At 46.3% G+C, this 19766-nt stretch carries 15 protein-coding genes and 1 tRNA gene; 7 read left to right on the forward strand and 9 right to left on the reverse strand.

Annotated elements, in window-relative coordinates:
* Positions 1-5: 5 nt before the first annotated feature.
* From Q4Q49_RS09945 to Q4Q49_RS09955, 3 genes are all read right to left on the reverse strand, one after another.
* Positions 6-2054, reverse strand: a complete 2049-nt coding sequence (locus tag Q4Q49_RS09945) for a MacB family efflux pump subunit (RefSeq protein ID WP_311900890.1) — start codon at positions 2052-2054, stop codon at positions 6-8.
* A gap of 2 nt (positions 2055-2056) precedes the next feature.
* Positions 2057-3289, reverse strand: coding sequence for an efflux RND transporter periplasmic adaptor subunit (locus Q4Q49_RS09950; protein ID WP_311999246.1), 1233 nt, complete (start codon positions 3287-3289; stop codon positions 2057-2059).
* Positions 3290-3758: 469 nt separating this feature from the next.
* Positions 3759-4538 (reverse strand): TOBE domain-containing protein, encoded by a 780-nt coding sequence (locus Q4Q49_RS09955; protein WP_311999247.1) that lies wholly within the window; start codon positions 4536-4538, stop codon positions 3759-3761.
* A gap of 205 nt (positions 4539-4743) precedes the next feature.
* Between Q4Q49_RS09955 and modA the strand changes: the two genes are divergently transcribed.
* The 3 genes from modA to modC are packed head-to-tail and all read left to right on the forward strand — an operon-like array spanning position 4744 to position 7353.
* The gene (gene modA, locus Q4Q49_RS09960; protein WP_311900886.1) at positions 4744-5535 is read left to right on the forward strand and encodes a molybdate ABC transporter substrate-binding protein; all 792 of its coding nucleotides are present in this window, start codon (positions 4744-4746) and stop codon (positions 5533-5535) included.
* Positions 5536-5551: 16 nt separating this feature from the next.
* On the forward strand, positions 5552-6274 hold the full coding sequence (gene modB, locus Q4Q49_RS09965) for a molybdate ABC transporter permease subunit (protein WP_371830306.1): 723 nt from the start codon (positions 5552-5554) through the stop codon (positions 6272-6274).
* Positions 6268-7353: a molybdenum ABC transporter ATP-binding protein ModC gene (gene modC / locus Q4Q49_RS09970; RefSeq protein ID WP_311900884.1), complete on the forward strand. Its 1086-nt coding sequence runs from the start codon at positions 6268-6270 to the stop codon at positions 7351-7353. Before modB ends, modC begins: the two co-directional genes overlap by 7 nt.
* 87 nt (positions 7354-7440) lie before the next feature.
* On the opposite strand, the gene Q4Q49_RS09975 is transcribed toward modC, so the two are convergent.
* Both Q4Q49_RS09975 and Q4Q49_RS09980 read right to left on the reverse strand, forming a co-directional pair.
* Positions 7441-7527, reverse strand: a tRNA-Leu gene (locus Q4Q49_RS09975).
* Between the two features lie 145 nt (positions 7528-7672).
* Complete coding sequence (locus Q4Q49_RS09980; protein WP_311999248.1) at positions 7673-9262, reverse strand: bacteriohemerythrin; 1590 nt, start codon at positions 9260-9262, stop codon at positions 7673-7675.
* Positions 9263-9571: 309 nt separating this feature from the next.
* On the opposite strand from Q4Q49_RS09980, the gene Q4Q49_RS09985 reads away from it, so the two are divergent.
* Complete coding sequence (locus tag Q4Q49_RS09985; protein WP_006083014.1) at positions 9572-9703, forward strand: DUF3149 domain-containing protein; 132 nt, start codon at positions 9572-9574, stop codon at positions 9701-9703.
* Positions 9704-9844: 141 nt separating this feature from the next.
* Here the strand turns inward: Q4Q49_RS09985 and Q4Q49_RS09990 are convergent, their stop codons facing one another.
* Complete coding sequence (locus Q4Q49_RS09990; RefSeq protein WP_063882249.1) at positions 9845-10456, reverse strand: superinfection exclusion B family protein; 612 nt, start codon at positions 10454-10456, stop codon at positions 9845-9847.
* Between the two features lie 168 nt (positions 10457-10624).
* On the opposite strand from Q4Q49_RS09990, the gene Q4Q49_RS09995 reads away from it, so the two are divergent.
* The gene (locus tag Q4Q49_RS09995) at positions 10625-12256 is read left to right on the forward strand and encodes an ATP-binding protein (protein ID WP_106649499.1); all 1632 of its coding nucleotides are present in this window, start codon (positions 10625-10627) and stop codon (positions 12254-12256) included.
* A gap of 86 nt (positions 12257-12342) precedes the next feature.
* Here Q4Q49_RS09995 and tcdA read toward each other — a convergent pair whose 3' ends face one another.
* Positions 12343-13152: a tRNA cyclic N6-threonylcarbamoyladenosine(37) synthase TcdA gene (tcdA, locus tag Q4Q49_RS10000; RefSeq protein WP_311999249.1), complete on the reverse strand. Its 810-nt coding sequence runs from the start codon at positions 13150-13152 to the stop codon at positions 12343-12345.
* A gap of 426 nt (positions 13153-13578) precedes the next feature.
* On the opposite strand from tcdA, the gene Q4Q49_RS10005 reads away from it, so the two are divergent.
* Complete coding sequence (locus tag Q4Q49_RS10005) at positions 13579-14643, forward strand: porin (protein WP_311999250.1); 1065 nt, start codon at positions 13579-13581, stop codon at positions 14641-14643.
* A 435-nt stretch (positions 14644-15078) separates the two neighbouring features.
* Positions 15079-16143 carry a porin gene (locus Q4Q49_RS10010; RefSeq protein WP_220592039.1) on the forward strand — a complete coding sequence of 355 codons (1065 nt, stop codon included), beginning with the start codon at positions 15079-15081 and terminating at the stop codon, positions 16141-16143.
* A 175-nt stretch (positions 16144-16318) separates the two neighbouring features.
* Here Q4Q49_RS10010 and parC read toward each other — a convergent pair whose 3' ends face one another.
* Together parC and Q4Q49_RS10020 are read right to left on the reverse strand one after the other, a co-directional pair.
* A complete protein-coding gene (parC, locus tag Q4Q49_RS10015; RefSeq protein WP_311999251.1) occupies positions 16319-18595 on the reverse strand; it encodes a DNA topoisomerase IV subunit A in 2277 nt (758 codons plus the stop codon).
* Positions 18588-19760 (reverse strand): PQQ-dependent sugar dehydrogenase, encoded by a 1173-nt coding sequence (locus Q4Q49_RS10020; protein ID WP_311999252.1) that lies wholly within the window; start codon positions 19758-19760, stop codon positions 18588-18590. Before Q4Q49_RS10020 ends, parC begins: the two co-directional genes overlap by 8 nt.
* Between the last annotated feature and the right edge of the window lie 6 nt (positions 19761-19766).

The following is a 19766-nucleotide window of genomic DNA, read 5'->3' on the forward strand; positions in this document are numbered from 1 at the left end:
TGTTATTACTCTCTGGCTAATGCGTCAACGGGATCTAACTGCGCCGCATTGCGGGCGGGTAAGAAACCAAATAGCACACCAATTAAGGTCGAACAGGCAAAGGCGGCAACGATGGAGGTGGTGGAATAAATCATTTGGAAACTGCCCCCCGTTTGAGCAAACACCACGCCAATTAAGTAGGACAAGGCTATGCCTAAGGTGCCACCGCACAAACACACTAAAATGGCTTCGATAAGGAACTGGCGTAAAATATCACTCTGGCGCGCGCCCACTGCCATACGCACACCGATCTCACGGGTTCGCTCAGTCACAGACACTAACATAATGTTCATCACCCCAATTCCGCCAACGACAAGGGAAATCACCGCGATCGCCGAGATCAATAAGGTCATGGTTGCTGTGGTTTTTTCGATGTTCTGCCTAATGGTATCGGTATTGATGGTGAAGAAATCTTGAGTGCCGTGGCGCATTTTAAGTAGCGCGATAATGCCCTGCTCCGCCGCATTACTCGGCACAGTTTCATCGAGTCGTACTGTGATGCCATCCAAATAGTTTTTACCTATCATACGGCCAGAAACTGTGGTGTAAGGCACCCATACATTGAGCGCATCGCTGTTACCAAAGGCACTTTCTTTTGGCTGCGTCACACCTATGATGCGCACGGGTAAATCCCCGAGGAAAATCACTTGGCCGATGGCCGAGTTATTCGCGCCAGCACTGTTAGGAAAGAGCTCCTTACGGGTGTTGTCATCAATCACCGCATCTTGGGCGAGTGTTGCAACGCTGGCATCATCCCAAAACTGCCCCTGCGCTAACTCATAACCTCTCACGCGAAAGAACTCCGGCCCCACCCCATTCACCGAGGCCGATACCGCTTTATTACCAAAACGTACCGTTGCGCTAGAGCCAATACTTGGGGTCACGCTATCGACATAGGGCAGATTTTTAAGGGCATTAGCATCGGTCGCCGTTAAGGTTCGCACCCGCGCCGAGCGTCGATCGCCAAAACCTGAACCCGGGCGAATATCAATCGTGTTGGTTCCCATCGAACTGATACTTTTGAGAATGGCCTGCTGCGAGCCTTCACCTAAGGCCACTACAGAAACCACAGAGGCAATACCGATAATAATCCCGAGCATAGTCAAGAAGGTACGTAACCTGTGGGTCGACATCGCCACCAGCGCCATTTTAAGCGCTTCGACATATCTGTCCCACGAAGCCACCCGCGCACGCGAGCTGTCTTTTGCTGCCACTGTTTTTGCGACCACAGTGCCGTTAGGCTTTTGTGACGCCGTATTTTGTGAGGTCGTGTTTTGTGATGACGAATGTAGTGACGTCAAGCTTTGCGGCTTAGCAGTCTGTTTATCCTGACTGCGCTCATCGCTGATGATTACGCCGTCTTTGATTTCGATAATGCGGTCGGCATATTGGGCCACGTGCATATCATGGGTCACGATAATGATGGTATGACCGTCGCTGTGCAGCTCCTGCAACAGCTGCATCATTTCTTCACCACTGTGACTATCCAGCGCACCAGTCGGCTCATCGGCAAGGATCACATCGCCGCCATTCATCAAGGCGCGCGCCACACTGACCCGCTGCTGTTGACCACCACTGAGCTGATTGGGTTTATGGTCGAGCCTGTCGCCAAGGCCTAAACGCGTTAACAAATGCTCGGCCCTGTCCTTACGAACCGAGCGCTCTTTACCCGCATACACGGCGGGCACTTCGACGTTGCCTATGGCGGTCAAATCACCCAGTAAATGATAACGCTGAAAGATAAAGCCAAAGTGCTCGCGGCGTAGCTGCGCCAACTCATCAACGTCCATAGTCGAGGTATCTTGGCCGTTGATAAAATACCCGCCCTTTGACGGTTTATCTAAACAACCAAGAATATTCATTAGGGTCGATTTACCCGAGCCAGAGGCACCCACTATCGCCACCATCTCGCCACGGCCAATCGACAGGTTCACATCTTTCAGCACAGTGAGTTGCTGCTCACCCGCCTGAAAAGTGCGATAACAACCTGAAATTTCAAGTAATGCCGTTGTCACTGTTAAAACCTCACGCTAGGTTTACGACGGAACTTGCTGCTGCCATCATCGGAAGACGGCATACCAAGCACGACCTGATCGCCTTCCTTCAAACCCGCGGTGATTTCAGCATTGATTTTATTATTAATCCCCACTGTGACATCCACATATTGCACTTGGTTATCAACTAATACAGGCACTTGATATTGCGGGCCGCTGCGGGCTTTACGCTCGACAGACTTAGCCTCTGGCACCGCGGATTTCTCCCTCGGCTTTATACGCAATATCTGCGCAGGCACTAATAGCGCATCATTGGCCTTGGCTAACACTATAGACACCTGCGCCGTCATGCCGATACGCAAGGTGCGGTCAGGGTTTTCTACATCAAACAGACCATGGTAATAAATGGCATCTGAGTCGCTAGAGCTCATATTGCTATCGTCGCCATCCATCGAAATCGGCCCAGGTTCAATCGCCCTCAAAACGCCGCGGTAGGGATGATTCGGTTTTCCAAGGACAGTGAAATACACGGCTTGACCTGGATGAACATTGACAACATCGGCTTCGGAAATCTGCGCTTTAACTGTCATGGTATCGAGCTGCGCCATTTCCACGATTGTCGGCGTCGTTTGATTAGCGTTAACGGTTTGCCCCACTTCCACAGCGGAATACACCACAGTGCCATCCATAGGCGCAATAATTTTGGTATAACCTAAATCGATTCTGGCACTGTCGACGTTAATCTCAGCCTGTTGTTTTTGCGCTTCTAATTGCTCAAGCTCGGCTTGATAAACCGTTAGATTAGCATCGGCCACTTCATAATCGGCACGGGAACTGGCCTTATCGGCAAGCATTTGCTGCTGGCGGCTAAATTCCAACTTTGCTTGACGGATCTGCGCCTGTTTGGCACGGAACTGAGCATTGATACTCTTGAGTGATGCGAGGGCATTCTTCAAATTATTCTGCTGCGCTAGACTGTCAATTTGAGCAATCAAATCGCCTTTCTTTACTTCATCACCCAGTGCCAGCGGCAAACTTAAAATTTGCCCCGATACCTGCGCGCCCACACTCACCAGTTTAGAGGCCTGCAACATGCCATTGGCCAACACTGAGTTTTCGATATCGCCACGGCGCACCGCTTCAGTCACATAGGCAGGTGCCGTTTCAGGCTTATGCCACATAAAATAAGCACCGCCACCTAGGAGGATTAAGCCGCTTAACGCGAGCAGCAATTTACGCTTTGAGGATTTTTTCATCGGTATTGTCGTGTCCATCAATGCTAAAGACAGCAAGCATTCATCTTGCTAAGGAACAGAAATTGTTCCAACAGTATATAGAGTTAGCCAAAGACAGTAGACGAAGGAAGTGTCGTTAACAGGTAAAGATTTGCAAATATCTGTGTAAAAATTTGCAAGGGAAGCACGGCTGAGTATTAGGTAGCAATGCCGATTTAGTGCGATACCAAATCGTTAGGCGGTAAATTGTAGGGGTTCGACGTTCTATGATTGTGCCACTTATGGTAGTTCTGCCATGCAAACGAATCTAGATATACAAACTTCATTTAATTCTTTTTCAAGAAAGATCAAGGTCGTGGGGTGAAGCCTTATGACTTTGATGTCGATTTAAATACAAAAACGAACGATCCCATTCGACAACAATAACGCCAAGTACTGGCCATTCTCAGTGAATAACCCAATGATTAATCGAATCAATCACTCAACTCGACTAATTCATGCTGGCGAGGATCACCTGCGTGGCATCAAAACAGGCAAAACATGGCTCGCCGACAGCCAAACTCTGCATTTGGGTGAGTGGCATCACTGAATAGATGATGTCTTTACCATTAATATCTATGGCTAATTCGGCCTTATCGCCAAGTTCAGTCACACTCAGCAAACGGCCGCTGAGGCAATTTTGCCCATCCACTTCGCAGGCATGTGTCGTCGCCCGTACCGCGGGGGCTTTAAACAGTAACAACACAGATTTATCCGAGGCTAACTGCAAGCGCTCGCGGCTCGAATGGGTCACTGAAATCTGAATCTGTTGCCCGCCCGCTAAGGTCACGCTAATTTTGTCATTTAATCCAAATGAATCAATGCCATTGATACGACCCGTTAACTGATTACGGGCGCTAGTATTGAGTGAGAAATGCGCCATCACATCCAATAAACTGTGCATGTCGACGGACTCATCAAGCAAGGCGGCCAAGGCCATTGCTTGTACTTGGGAGGTGATGGAATACACCTTGAGCAAACGCTCGCCAAATTCGGTGAGTTTCGCGCCGCCACCGCCTTTGCCGCCCTTTTCGCTGCACACTACGGGTTCGGGCATGGCGGTGTTCATCTCATTAATCGCGTCCCACGCCGCTTTATAACTGATCCCCGCAAGCTTAGCGCCTTGGCTTATCGAGCCTGTGTTGGCGACCTGCTCAAGCAGGCTTATCCGCCTAGGATTGGCGAAGGGCTTATCCCCGAGGGAAAGCGTAAGTAATGCATGTAAATCCATCGTTTATCCCGCACCCAAGTCTGACTTGAGTCCTATTGTCCTTCATCACCTTGAGGATACCAATAAGATTGCCGAGATATTTCAGCGGATTAATACCATTAATCCACAAGAAACCACACACAGATCACTAATTGATTGTTTAGGGCTTGAATGATCGATATGTAGATTGGTATATAACGATCACTTTTTATCACGGAGGAACACAATGAAATCCATTCACCTTAAGCAATTACTGCGTTTTACCACGGCTTCATTATTCACAATGGTACTGACATCTAGCCCAGTTTTTGCGGCAGACAATGAGCAAGTGACAGTTTTTGCTGCGGCATCACTCACCAATGCCCTTAACGAAATCGGCCAGCAATATGAAAAAGAACACAATACTAAGGTGATATTCTCCTTCGCCTCTTCTTCAACACTGGCAAAACAAGTGGCCAATGGTGCGCCCGCCGATCTGTTTGTCTCGGCCAATCAAAAGTGGATGGATTATCTGGTCGATGCCAAAGCGGTCGATGTTAACAGCCGTAAAACCTTGCTAAAAAACACCTTAGTCTTGATTGCCGAAAAAAATAGCCCCATCACAGAGGTGGTGCTCAATGGCGATTGGGATATCAAAACCGCATTAAAAGGCAGCCGTATGGCCGTTGGCGATCCTGATCATGTGCCCGCAGGACAATATTCCAAGCAAGCCCTCGAAAATCTCAAGCTGTGGCAAGCTGCTGAGCCCTTACTCGCCCGCGCTAACAATGTCCGCGCCGCACTCGCCTTAGTTGAACAGGGTGAAGCGCCGCTAGGCATAGTGTATTCAACCGATGCGAAAGTCGCCCAGAAGATCAAAATCGTGGCCACCTTCCCAGAGACGAGCTACAGCCCAATTGAATACCCTATCGCCTTAGTCAAACAAGAATCGACGGCAAGCGCCAAAGCGTTCAATGAGTATCTGCAAGGCCCAAGCGCAAAAAATGTGTTTGAGAAATATGGCTTTGGAGTGAATTAGGGTGCTGATTGGTTCTTTGTTAAGCGGCTCTCTGCTAAGTGGCTCCCTTTTAAGCGACTATGAAATTGCCGCACTGCTGCTCAGTTTAAAGGTGTCATCCGTTGCCGTTATCGCCAGTTTACCCTTGGGTATTTTGTGCGCTTGGTTACTGGCAAGGGTCGAGTTTCCTGGCAAGGCTCTATTTGACAGTGTGCTCCATCTACCACTGGTGTTACCGCCCGTGGTAGTGGGTTACCTCTTGCTGATCAGCATGGGCCGCCAAGGTTTTATCGGCCAGTGGTTATTTAATTGGTTTGGCATCAGTTTTAGCTTTAGTTGGCGCGGTGCGGCTCTCGCGGCGGCGATAGTGTCATTCCCGCTGATGGTCAGAGCCATACGCCAATCCTTTGAAACCGTTGATATTCGACTCGAGCAGGCCGCACGCACTTTAGGTAGCAGTCGATGGCGGGTATTTCTCACCATCACACTGCCGCTCACCTCTCCAGGGATAGTGTCAGGAATGATTATCGCCTTTGCCCGCAGCCTAGGGGAATTTGGCTCGACCATTACCTTCGTTTCTAATATCCCAGGTGAAACCCGTACGATTCCGCTCGCCATGTACTCTTTTATTGAAACCCCAGGGGCCGAATATCAGGCCATGCGTCTATGCATTATCTCGATCGTTATCGCGCTCGCGTCTTTACTCGCCTCCCAATGGATGAGTAAAAAAGCCCTGCAGAGGACGGCAAGCGTATGTTAACAATCAATATTGAAAAACGGCTCGGACAGCTGCAACTGAAAGTCGATACCCAACTACCATTGCAAGGCGTGACAGCCGTTTTTGGCCGCTCGGGTGCGGGTAAAACCTCGCTAGTGAACCTACTCGGTGGGCTTTCAACCCCAGATTGCGGTGAAATCCGCCTCGGTGACAAACTGCTTTATCAACAAGGCAAAGTGAACCTTCCACCAGAAAAGCGCCATATTGGCTATGTATTTCAAGAGGCACGGCTGTTTCCACACTATAGCGTGAAGGGCAATCTCAACTATGGTGTGCGTAAAGCCAACCCAGTATTGTTCGATAGAATTGTGCAACTACTAGGGATTGAAAAACTCCTCAATCGCTATCCCAGTACGCTATCGGGCGGTGAAAAACAACGGGTTGCCATTGGCCGTGCCCTGCTGACATCGCCCGATATGCTGTTGATGGATGAACCGCTAGCGTCACTCGATTTACCCCGTAAACGCGAGTTGTTGCCCTACCTGCAAACCTTAACGCAGGAACTAAAACTGCCGATAGTGTATGTGAGCCACAGCCTAGATGAGATCTTACAACTGGCGGATTATATGCTGGTGTTGCATCAGGGAAAATTGATCGCCCAAGGCGCCTTAAGTGAAGTGTGGAATAGCGAGCAAATGCGGCCTTGGGTGCCATTGCAGGAACTCAGCTCACTCCTCAGTGCTAAGGTTGCCGACAGACATCCCGACTACCCCATGACGCGACTCGTGATGGATGATGGAAACTATTTGTGGGTAAGCGGCTATCTGACTGAAACGACAAAGAAACTCAAAGTGCGTATTCAGGCAAATCATGTCTCGGTTTGCACTGAGGTTCCCAAAGGCTCAAGTATCCGCAACCTACTAAAGGGAAAAATTAAAGACTTATATCCCAGCGATAACGGCGGGCAAATCCAATTAAAAATCGCCCTAGGCCGCGATGAACTTTGGGCCAACATCACCCCATGGGCCTGCGATGAACTGCAACTCACCCATGGAAAAGCGATTTATGCACAAATCAAAGGCGTGACTATGACGCAAATGGATATCGCCGAATCCCACTAGCTCACCCTAAAGCACCGAGCAAAAACCAAATTTCAGGCACAAAAAAACCGACTCTAGGTCGGTTTTAGTTCCTTCATCAGAAGGATTTGGTACCAGTGGCCAGACTCGAACTGGCACGCTTTTAAGGGCGGGGGATTTTGAATCCCCTGTGTCTACCGATTTCACCACACTGGCATATCAAATATGCACTTAGAAGCAATCAAACAACTGGCTGTCTCTAAGTGCTGGGAATTATACCTTTGCCCATGACAATGGCAAGTCTTTTGCCGCGACTTTAATACAAATTGCATTTAACCGCTCAAAAATCATGCTCTTGGGGTTATTCTGCGCCATGGGATAACAAAAAGGCGGTATATTCTTTATCACTTTTTTGAATATGATTAACCAACCAAGCCTTCAAGAAAGTCATTAATTCGTCGGCAACATCTTCCCCTTTTACAACCCGCTTTTGAAAATCAAGTACTTGCCCGACTAACTTGCCGTGTTTTTCCTTATGACTGTCGGTTTGTGGGTAGCCAAAGCGGGCAAAGAGTTCTTCTTCATAGGCAAAGTGGTTGGCGGTGTAATCCACCAGCCCTTGCACGATACGTTTGATGGCTTCGAGCCCATAGTCTTCATTTAATGTACGGTGTAATTCATTGATCAATGAGACTAAGCGCTGATGTTGACGATTGATCTCTGGCATCCCTATGTCTAATTCAGGCCCCCATTTCACAAACAATTTATTTTGTGCCTGAGTCGAATTAAAGAAAGCCGCATTCACATGGAATCGGTGCAGCAAGGAGCCGATTTCCTGCGACATGTTATACACTTTCAAACTCGATAAGTTAGTGTTGTTGGTGTGTGACGCATTACTCAGGGCGAGCTCTGCCATCACATTGATATTTTTATTAATTTCTTCAGCAACTGTGTGTTGTTGCCCCGATGCCGTGGCGATTTGATGGGACATATCGGTAATGGTCTCCACCTGCGTGACGATTTGTCCGAGCGCGCTGTGGGCTTGATTCACCATCTCAGCGGTTTCGTCGGCAATGACCACGTTTTTCAACATGACTTCAACGCCATGTTGTGCACCTTTTTGTAATGCGGCGATTTGTTGTTGGATCTCAACCGTGGCTTCAGATGTCCGTTTCGCAAGATTACGCACTTCATCGGCGACAACGGCAAAGCCGCGACCATGCTCACCGGCTCTCGCACTTTCAATGGCGGCGTTTAAGGCGAGTAAGTTGGTTTGCTCAGCCACCTGCGAAATCGTTTCGATAATACTACTGATATTGTTGCTGTCGGCGGCCAAGTGTTCAATTACAGTTCGAGTGTCATGGATCTGTGCTGACATAGCGCCAATTTTAGTCACTATGCCATTCATGATTTGGTCGCCATGCTTGGCAGAACTTTGGGCAATATCGGCAGCCTTGGCCGCACTCACGGCATTTTGCGACACCGCTTGCACGCTTGAAACCATTTGCGTCATCGCACTGGCGGCCAGTTCAGTTTGATGCTCTTGCTCTAACACACCTTGTTTGGCCTGCTCACTGATGACCTTAATATCTGAGGCGACTTTTTTCATGCCTTCGCAGGTATCAGACAAAGATAAAATGGTGCGGCTAACATCCTCGCCCATGCGATTAATGCTATGCACAACCTTAATAAAGATGCCCGCATCTTTCTCTTCTAATTGATAACTTAAATCCCCTTCGCCTAAATGATGGGCGGCGCGCTCAAGCTGCCTTAAATTGCGAATTAATTTATTGATGTTGAAAATTAAAATGCCGGCGAGCGCGCTTAAACACAGGATGGCGACAAAGTGCCCTGTGGCAACTAAACAATAGAGTGGATAAATCAGCAACAGCAGTGGCGCAAAGATAGAATTATATCCCATTGAATCCTTACCGCTTTTATTAGAATCCATTTTTTACTCCTTTAAAAACTGATATTACCGCATTCATATTAAACAAGGGCGAATAGATGGAATGCGCGTTAAATAAATAACGAACTCATTGAGTAGGTTAATCCTAGACGCTAACAGAAGATGAAACAAAGCCAAATTATTTGAACTCATCACTGTTAAGCATAGCCTTAAACTTGACCAAGATCACAGAGTTAACTAAGAGTTATCGCTTTGTATTCCTATGTCGATTTTTTATTGATCGAGATCAGTATTTTGGCTATCGAATATCGCTAATTTAGAGAGGACTTCACAGGAAAGAGGATTTCAGTCATGGCATTTTGGTTAGATCTAATGTTTGGTAACCCCATAGGCTTACTTTCAATGATCGTTATCTTTAGCACAATAGGGATAGTGTCCTATATCACTTGGATGTTCATTGTGAAGTCGGCACCGAAACAATAGTTTTTGCTCCAGTTGTTCTTCATGTTCTTGTATAAATGCAAAATCTAGGGGGTTTTTATCACCCCCATTTTTTGTTATCTCACGTTTCAGATTACTGCAACTTACCTAAGCCAGCACTCATGGGAGCGAGGCAAAACACGCCTATGCGGCGTGTTTTCTGTTTTGTACTAGACCATTTAAAAACTGCGGACGTGCCTTAATCAACGACTGCATTTCCTCTTGGCTCGGCTCACCCGCAGGTAAACGCAGCACATCGCGGTTGAGGTACATGCGGGCCTTCATGGCAATCTTATAATCGGCTGTCGGTCCCTGAATCGCATAATGGCGCTCGTTACCTAGCTTTTCTAAGATACAGGCATTCAATAGACTTTTTACGGCAGGCTCATTTTGCGGCAGAGTCAAAATCGTGGCGCCCTGAAGAAAAAACTCTCTGACTAACGCCCGCTCAGCGGGATCAAGCAAGTTCACTTTAGCTTCAATCGTCTCAATAACGCGCTTATCACTTAAATGACGAATTGATTCATCTAAGCCTAAGTTAATCAGCTGACTCAAAAAATAGGCGATAGAGATGATTAGACCTAATCCAACAAAATGAGCATGTTCGGGCACAAATTTATCGAGCGCCAGCACTGCCAACGCATTAGGAGGAATAAGGAGTAAGACAGTACAACTCACCATTAGCCACAGCATGACTCTAAACATCATTTTCTTCGGGCTAAAAAACTTAACTGAATCCAGCTTGAGTTTAAACATAGTGCTATCCCAGTGACAAAAAATTGAACTTATTGGCTACAAAGCAAATTTAATGCCACAAATGAAGACATATTTCATTGATTTTATCTGCGAGAAAATGCACTTTCTGGATCTGTAGGTCTATGCTTATAAGCATCTCAAGCCGCTATTGCATAAAGAAAATTTAAGATGCTGACATTCTTTAGCCAACTTATCAAAAGTCCCATAGGCAGGCACCTGACCTTGTCTATTGTACTTTTTAGCTCTGTTATCACCTTAATCACCACTGCATATCAATTGATCAGTGATTATCGCAATGACGTTGTGCGTATCGACAGAGTGTTTTCCAATATGGAAAAAGTGAATTTAGATGTGCTCGCCGCCAGTATTTGGGTGATTGACGAGCGGCTGATTAACACTCAGCTCAATGGCTTAATTCAGCTGCCCGATATTAACTACATTTCGATTAAAGATGACAGCGGCCAAGCATGGAATGCAGGCGAGCAAAAGCAAGAACACTCCTTAGATAAAACCTTCCCGCTAGTTTATAAATCCCCGACCGAGAGCATTAATGTCGGCACACTTGAAATACAAGTCGATGTCGATGCCATCTATCAGCGCTTGTATGATAAAGCCATTATCATTCTGCTCTCTAATGGAATAAAGACCTTCTTAGTTGCTGGATTTATTCTGTTTTTAGTATGGTTCAATATCACCAAGCACTTAGATAAACTCAGTCAATACTGCAAAGATATCGACCTAGATCAAGAATACGAGCCGCTGCAATTTGCCCGCCAAGAAAAAATTGATGAGTTTAAACAAGTCGCCGACTCCATCAACAGCATGCAAGTACAACTGAGAAGCTCCTTTGGCGCCTTAAAGAAATCTAAGGCTGAACTGCAAACGGCCCTAGAAGACAGAGAGCGGCTACTCAAGCTCGAACGTAGCTATAAAGAAGAACTCGCCAGACAAGTCAAAGAAAGGACCATAGAACTAGAACAATCCCTTAGCGCACTAAAACGGGCGCAACAAGTGTTAGTTGAGCAAGAAAAAATGGCGGCCTTGGGAGGACTCGTGTCAGGGGTTGCCCACGAGATCAACACACCGATTGGCATTTGTTTGACGGCGGCGAGTGCACAGCTGAGCCATATTGAAGAACTGATCGATCTGATCCACAGCGATCAAGCCACCTTAGACGAAATCAATGAGATCCTTAATGAGTATCAAGAAAGCTGTGAACTCATAGTCCGCAATATCACCAAAGCCAGTAGTTTGATCCAAAAATTTAAGACGATCGCCATCGATCGCAGTCATGAAGAACACCAACCTTGTAACTTAAGTCAGCAACTCCACGAGATTTTGGAGTCAACATTGATTATGCATCCGCATGTCAACGCCGTTACTGAAATCAGCGTAGAACCCACACTCAATATTCAAACCAATATCAGCTTATTGAATCAGATTGTTAGCAATATTCTGTCAAACGCCTTTACCCATGCTTTCCATGGACGCGAAGATAATCTTATCCACATCAGCGCCACAGTGGATGAAGAGTCGATTCTAATTAGCATCCAAAATAATGGTTTAGAAATTCCAGCCGATGTCGCTGAACACATGTTCGAGCCATTTTTCACCACCAATCGTAATAAAGGCGGCACGGGCTTAGGATTATCAGCAGCCTTTAATGCCGCGACGCTGTTGAAAGGCACTATGAGTTATCGCGCAGACTCAACACTTGGTGGCCCGCAATTTGATATCAAATTTCCGTACACTCAATGTGAGCCTACGGTCCCCAGTGTCCAACACGATTTTTATATCTAGATATAACGCAGTGGAATGACCAATATTGAAGTGATACTCACCGCTCATACGAGCGGTGAAATCATGGGTAGAAAAACCTTAACCCTTTAAAGCGTTTCTTGAGCCTGTAGTGCCAAACGCGCTAATACTCGACTTACCGCCACAAAACCAAATGTCCCAGTGACCATAGTGACAGCGCCAAAACCCGACGCACAATCCATTCTCATGCTGCCATCGGCCGCGGCTTTAGTACCACAAACTGAGCCATCGGCTTGCGGATACACTAACTGCTCACTGGAAAAAACCGCATCGATAGCAAAGCGGCGTTGCACGTTTTTAGAGAAGTTATATTCACGGCGCAAAATATTGCGCACTTTGGCTAACAAAGGATCTTGGTAAGTTTTAGCGAGATCTGTTAACTGAATTTGAGTCGGATCTGTCTGGCCACCCGCACCGCCTACCGTAACAATCTTGATTTTTTGACGTTTACACCAGGCAATTAACGCGGCCTTTTGCTTAACGGCATCAATACAGTCAATAACATAATCAATATTGCCGCCCTCTTTAGCCCCGAGCAAATACTCGCCTAGATTATCCAATGTAATAAAATCTTCAATTTCATTCACTTGGCAATCAGGATTAATTTCACGGATCCGCTGCGCCATCACAGCGACTTTAGAACTGCCAATAGTGGAACTGAGCGCGTGAATTTGACGGTTAGTGTTAGTGACACAGATATCGTCTAAATCCATCAAGCTTATCTGCCCAATGCCGCTTCGCGCTAAGGCCTCTGCCGCCCAAGTACCTACGCCACCAATACCAATCACCACCACGTGGGATGTGGCAAATTTAGCCAGAGCCTTTTGTCCATACAAACGGCCAATTCCGCCAAATCGATTTAGATAGGCCTCAGTCATAAATACTTACCTTATATTACCCAATAACAGCAGGAGCGCTTGCCCTAGCATCGAATGGATGCCAACAGGGGCAGCTTAATAGCAACACCAGAAATGTGCGGTGGATTCTAAACGATCTGGACATAAATCGAAATCAGATCCGCAGACACATAACGCCAGATGCAAAGAGATACGATTGCCAAGCAAGCGTAATAAATGCAAAGACTCATAATGCATGGCCGAACAACTCCGTAATCAACATAGTAAAAACCTGTATTTAACTTGTAAAACAATACGTTAAATAAATCACCCTTTATATGAAACTTGATCCAGATCACACTTTATTGCTGACAGTCTGTGCAGACTTTGCCACACAAAAGCTCAACAGCATGCATAGATACTTAAGTAATCCATGCATATAACAGCGATAAGCACAGGAAAATGAAGATGAAAAAGAATCTGCTGACGACGGCTATTATTTCTAGCCTCACACTCTATTCATTCACAGCACTCGCCGATGGCCCTGAATTCTATGGTCATGCTGATCTTGCCATTACCAATTCAGACACAGGTTATGCAACTCAAAACCAAAAGGAGGGCACTGTTCTTGAAAACAACTTCTCTTGGTTAGGCGTAAAAGGTTCTGAAGCTGTAAGCCCTTACTTTGACATCATTTATCAAATGGAATTTGGTGTCGAAAACTTTGACAACTCAAATAAAACCTTCAATGCCCGTAATACATTCCTTGGGATCAGAAGTGCCGCAGGTACGGCCTTAGTAGGCCGTAACGATACCGTATTTAAATCAGCTGAAGGTAGCTTCGATCTTTTCGGTAATACCAATGCTGATATCGACTTACTGGTTGCAGGCCAAACACGCTCAGCCGATGGCATTTCTTACTATTCACCTAAAATTGCCGATCTCGTGACGCTTAATGCCACTTATCTGATGAGTGATAACTATGACCAAGTGGATAGCAATGGCAACGAGGTGTATAGCAAAGATCACATGTATGCTCTGAGCGCCACCTTAGGGGATAAAGCCTTTAAAGCACAGAACTACTATGTCGCTGCCGCCTATAGTGATGGTATTGATAACGTTGAAGCCTACCGTGGTGTGGCCCAAGCTAAATTCGGTGACGTAATCTTAGGTGCCTTATATCAACACAGTGAACATGTGGATGATAAGTTTGCCAATCTCTCAGGTGATACTTACTTCGTCAACGCGGCTTACTTAATTGGCGACTTGAAATTGAAGATGATGTACGGCAAAGATGACTCAGGTTTAGGTAAATACGTGAGCCGTTATGTCGGTGACCAAGACAACAGCGGCTTAGAACAAGTCCGTGATGTTGACCTGCAACAGTTCAGTGTGGGTGCCGATTACCGTCTGAGCACTAAGACTATGGTCTATGGTCACTACACGCGCTTCGATGGCGATCTTATGTTGGCTGATGTGAAGCAAGACCTGAATGACAACATCTTTACTGTTGGTTTACGCGTTGATTTTTAAATAGATTAATCAACTAACCACAAGGTTATTTCTTGATAAAAAAGCGGCTTCGGCCGCTTTTTCTGCTTAGATATCGTCCCCAAACACATATCCACAGCCGATATGACAGACTTGCTACAGTATTAGTATATGCTACAGTTACCCTCGCCGACCCACTGTCTAAGGCAATCCGCCTTATCTACCACTTAAGTAGTAAGTGAAAAATACAGTTTTGCAGCTTTCAGGCAAATTTGCAGTCAAGGTATAAGGAAATATCCTAGAAATAGCCCGAATATGGACAAGGAGAGCCAAAAACATGATCTGCACCACAGCCTGCGAGTCGTAAAACTGTAAAAATCGGCGGCAACTTTGTTACCGACTCAGGTGACAAATGCGTTAAACCACACAAAAACCATGAAAAATGGAAAAGAACTTAGGTTCGAGGGAGCACAAAACATGAAAAAGACATTCATCTCTGCATCAGTTGCATCAGTATTGGCATTGGCTTCATTCGGTGCGCTAGCCGAAGGCCCAAGCTTCTATGGTCGTTTAGAGCTTGCTTTAACCCATACTGACACTGCTGCTACCCTACAAGGCGGCACTAACGGTATCGATACCACTAACTATGCCGATGAAAATAACGCTGGCACATATTTAGAAAACAACTTTTCTCTGTTAGGTGTAAAGGGTTCAGAAAAGATTGCTGATGGCTTTGAAGCTATCTATCAAATGGAATTCCAAGTTGAAAATACATCAACAACGGGTGATGTATTTAAAGCGCGTAATACTTATTTAGGTTTAAAAACTAACGCAGGTACTGTGTTAGTCGGTCGTAACGACACAGTATTCAAACAAGCCGAAGGCGGTGTGGATATTTTCGGTAACACTAACGCCGATATCGACCGTTTAATCAGTGGCCAAACTCGTAGCGCTGATGGTATGTGGTACTACTCGCCAAAAATCGCTGGCTTAGTAACACTGAACGCAACTTATTTATTTGATGATAACGACACGACTGCAAAAACTTCTGAAAGCTTATATGCATTAAGCGCGACTTTAGGCGATAGCAAGTTTAAAGAACAGAACTACTATGTTGCTGTAGCCTATAACAAAGGTATTTCAGGTATTGATGCGTACCGTGGTGTGGCTCAAGTTAAATTAGGGCAATTCAAAGTCGGTGGTTTATTCCAACAATCAGAAAACGTTGTGAATAGCGATATCGATGGCAATACTTACTTCGTGAACGTTTCTTACGATCTGAATGGCGTAAACCTGAAAGCTGAATACGGTGCTGATGATGCTGGCTTCGGTAACTTCTACAAAAACGTTAATAAAGGTGGCGCAACTGGCACTGATATCAACGTACAAAACTTCAACGTAGGTGCTGACTACCGTCTAGCTAAATCAACTATGGTATACGGCCAATACGCTATGTACCGCGGTGACCATGTTGTTGCCGGTAACAAAGTTGATCTACAAGATGACAACGTATTCTCTGTAGGCGTACGTTACGACTTCTAATCTCTTAACCCAGAGATAATTAAAAACCTACTGTAGCGATACAGTAGGTTTTTTTATGTCTCGAATAGAACAAACGGTCAAGACTCAGGCGATAAAAACAAAAAAGCCACCCAAGTCAACTTAGATGGCTTTCATTTATGTCTTTAATGCTTCAAAACCTTTAGTCCATCAAGGATTAAATGCTCGGTAATGGCTCGCCGCCGTCACCTAATTCAACGCTATCGACACGTTGTAAGCCCCTTGGCAATTTAGCCCCACGACGACCACGTTCACCACGATAATGCTCAAGATCGCTAGGCTTAAGTGTGAGTTTGCGTTTACCCGCCCACAAGGTGACTGGCGTGTCACTCGGCACTAATTGTAAGTGCGTCATCAGCTCTTCACGATTCTTGGCTCTTTCCGTAGGAATGCCGATAATCTTGTTACCTTTCCCCTTAGATAATTGCGGTAAGGCTTCAAGGGAAAACAACAACATTCGACCTTCGTTCGTGATCGCCAAGAGCGACATTTCTTTCGTGCGATCAATCAACTTAGGCGTTAATGACTTAGCGTTTGTCGGCAAACTCAGCAAGGCCTTACCCGCCTTATTACGCGACACCATATCATTGTACGAGCAAATAAAACCGTAACCCGCGTCAGTTGCCAGCAGGTAACACTGGTCTTCCTCACCCATCAATACATGCTGCATGGTTTCGCCAGGCGCCATATTGAAGCGAGTCGTAATAGGCTCACCTTGGCTGCGTGCCGATGGTAAAGTATGACTGTCGGTCGCAAATGCCCGCCCAGACGAATCAATAAACACCGCCGCCTGATTACTACGCCCGATGGCGCTACACAGATATTGGTCGCCAGACTTATAGGAGAGCGATAACGGATCGATATCGTGGCCCTTAGCACAACGCACCCAACCTTTCTCAGACAAGACCACTGTCACAGCCTCAGTCGGCGTTAACTCTTGTTCAGTTAAGGCGCGAGACTCGTTGCGCAGCACTATTGGAGAGCGGCGATCATCACCGTAGGTTTCGGCATCTTGAATTAATTCTTTCTTGATCAAGGTCTTCAAGCGACGCTCTGAGCCCAATAACTGCTCGAGTTTCTCGCGCTCGGCTTCAAGCTCATTCTGCTCGGCCGTGATCTTAAATTCTTCTAACTTCGCTAAATGACGTAACTTTAACTCTAGGATCGATTCAGCTTGTTTATCACTGAGTGAGAAACGGGCCATTAACTCGGCTTTAGGCTCATCGTGAAAACGAATAATCTCAATCACTTCATCAATGTTGAGAAAAGCGATCATTAACGCTTCGAGTATGTGTAACCGCGACACGACTTTATCTAAACGGTATTCCAAACGACGTTTAACCGTGTCGACTCGGAACTCTAACCACTCAGTTAATAAGGTTTTTAGCCCTTTAACCCGTGGACGACCATCAAGACCCAACACGTTTAAGTTAACTCTAAAGCTCTTTTCTAAATCCGTGGTGGCAAATAAATGTGCCATTAACTGATCGCAATCGACACGGTTTGAGCGCGGAACCACCACCAGCCGCACAGGGCTCTCATGATCCGACTCATCGCGCAAATCGGCCACCATAGGTAATTTCTTCGCCTGCATTTGACTGGCGATTTGCTCTAAAATTTTACCACTACTGGCTTGGTGCGGCAGCGCAGTAATGATGATTTCACCGCCATCGACTGTGTAAACCGCGCGCGCTCTTAATGACCCACGGCCCGACTCATAAATCTTTGCAATATCGGCAGACGGGGTAATGATCTCGGCTTCGGTCGGATAATCAGGCCCAGGTACAAAGGCCATCAATTGCTCGAGCTCAAGCTTAGGATCATCAAGCAATGCTACGCAGGCTGAGACTAATTCCCTGACGTTATGCGGCGGAATATCCGTCGCCATGCCCACGGCAATACCGGTAATACCATTAAGTAAAATATGCGGTAAACGTGCCGGCAGTACTTTTGGCTCTTTTAACGTGCCATCAAAGTTAGCGCCCCACTCAACCGTGCCTTGCCCCAGCTCGCTGAGCAGCACTTCGGAGAATTTAGATAAACGCGCTTCGGTGTAACGCATAGCCGCAAATGACTTAGGATCATCGGGTGCCCCCCAGTTACCTTGACCATCGACTAACGGATAACGATAGGAGAATGGCTGCGCCATCAATACCATAGCCTCATAACAGGCGCTATCGCCGTGGGGATGGTATTTACCTAATACGTCACCAACCGTACGTGCCGACTTTTTATGCTTAGATTGAGCCGATAAACCTAACTCACTCATCGCATAGATAATTCGACGCTGTACCGGTTTAAGCCCATCACCAATGTGTGGCAGGGCTCGGTCCATAATGACGTACATGGAATAGTTCAGATAAGCCTCTTCGGTAAAGCGCCGTAATGGCATTTGCTCTACCCCATCGAGACTTAACTTGATAGCGTCACTCATTTTCTTCTAGTTCCTGTGGTTCTTCAGTACTATCGCCCTTGTAGAACAAGCGATACACGTTACCTTTTAAATCATCTGAGATGTACATAGCACCGTCGGCTGCCGATAACAGCGCAAAGGGACGAGCGACGGGAAATTCACCGTCAAGGAAACTAACAACCGTTTCACGACTCACCACTTTTTGGTTTTCAATCTTGAGCATAACCACTTGGTAACCGACTTTGCTCGAACGATTCCACGAGCCATTTTCGGCTACAAACAACTGATTATGGTACATATTTGGAAATTGACTGCCGCGATAAAACGCAAGCCCTGTGGGTGCAACATGGGCAGGCAGTTCATATACTGGTAGCGAAATTTTTAGATTTTTTGGCTTTTCATAGGCAGGCTCAACCACAGTACTGGCATGTAAGTAAGGGAAGCCATAATGACTCCCTATCACATCGACGCGGTTAATCTCATCGGGTGGCAGGTTATCCCCCATCCAATCTCGGCCTTGATCGGCAAACCATAATTTTCCGTCTATTGGTGACCAATCAAATCCACTAGCATCACGCACACCGGTCGCAATCTGTTCACTCGCACCTGTATCAACATTGATCGCTATGATACTGCTGTAAGGTACTGGCGCTTCACAAACGTTACAGGGCGCACCAATAGACACATATAAACGGCCATCTGGGCCAAAATTAATTGCCCGAGAACTTTTCTTCTCTGAGTAAGGCAAATCACTGTAAACTTCTTTGGGTCGACTCGGGCGGCGTAATCTTTGCTCGATATCAACAAAGCGTACGATTTGATTTTCAGTGGCAACAAACAAGTCGCCATTGTGGAATGCAATCGCATCGGGTGATTCAAGCCCTTTAGCAATCACGTAGCGCTTATCGACACGACCATCTTGATTGCTATCGACTAACGCATGAATAGTGCCGCTCTTATTGGAACCGACAAATAAAGTGCCATTCGCCCCCATCGCCATTTGCTTTGCATCACCAATATCCGAGGCATAAAGCGATAAACCAAACCCCTTAGCAACGGTAATCATGATCGATTGGGAACCCGCAAAGGCGCTATTGCAGAGCAATAACGTTACACTCGCTAGGAGTGTAAAACCGGCAGACAACACCTTTAAGCAATTATAATTATTAGTTTTAATACACAACATTGTAAT

It is taken from the genome of Shewanella sp. SP1S1-7, from assembly GCF_031932105.1.
Lineage (GTDB): Bacteria > Pseudomonadota > Gammaproteobacteria > Enterobacterales > Shewanellaceae > Shewanella > Shewanella baltica.

Excerpts from the sequence above, each read along its gene's own strand:
- Q4Q49_RS09950 (WP_311999246.1), bottom strand. The coding sequence starts at position 3,289 with ATGAAAAAATCCTCAAAGCGTAAATTGCTGCTCGCGTTAAGCGGCTTA.
- Q4Q49_RS09955 (WP_311999247.1), bottom strand. The coding sequence starts at position 4,538 with ATGGATTTACATGCATTACTTACGCTTTCCCTCGGGGATAAGCCCTTC.
- modA (WP_311900886.1), top strand. The coding sequence starts at position 4,744 with ATGAAATCCATTCACCTTAAGCAATTACTGCGTTTTACCACGGCTTCA.
- modC (WP_311900884.1), top strand. The coding sequence starts at position 6,268 with ATGTTAACAATCAATATTGAAAAACGGCTCGGACAGCTGCAACTGAAA.
- Q4Q49_RS09980 (WP_311999248.1), bottom strand. The coding sequence starts at position 9,262 with ATGGATTCTAATAAAAGCGGTAAGGATTCAATGGGATATAATTCTATC.
- Q4Q49_RS09985 (WP_006083014.1), top strand. The coding sequence starts at position 9,572 with ATGGCATTTTGGTTAGATCTAATGTTTGGTAACCCCATAGGCTTACTT.
- Q4Q49_RS09990 (WP_063882249.1), bottom strand. The coding sequence starts at position 10,456 with ATGTTTAAACTCAAGCTGGATTCAGTTAAGTTTTTTAGCCCGAAGAAA.
- Q4Q49_RS09995 (WP_106649499.1), top strand. The coding sequence starts at position 10,625 with ATGCTGACATTCTTTAGCCAACTTATCAAAAGTCCCATAGGCAGGCAC.
- tcdA (WP_311999249.1), bottom strand. The coding sequence starts at position 13,152 with ATGACTGAGGCCTATCTAAATCGATTTGGCGGAATTGGCCGTTTGTAT.
- Q4Q49_RS10005 (WP_311999250.1), top strand. The coding sequence starts at position 13,579 with ATGAAAAAGAATCTGCTGACGACGGCTATTATTTCTAGCCTCACACTC.
- Q4Q49_RS10010 (WP_220592039.1), top strand. The coding sequence starts at position 15,079 with ATGAAAAAGACATTCATCTCTGCATCAGTTGCATCAGTATTGGCATTG.
- parC (WP_311999251.1), bottom strand. The coding sequence starts at position 18,595 with ATGAGTGACGCTATCAAGTTAAGTCTCGATGGGGTAGAGCAAATGCCA.
- Q4Q49_RS10020 (WP_311999252.1), bottom strand. The coding sequence starts at position 19,760 with ATGTTGTGTATTAAAACTAATAATTATAATTGCTTAAAGGTGTTGTCT.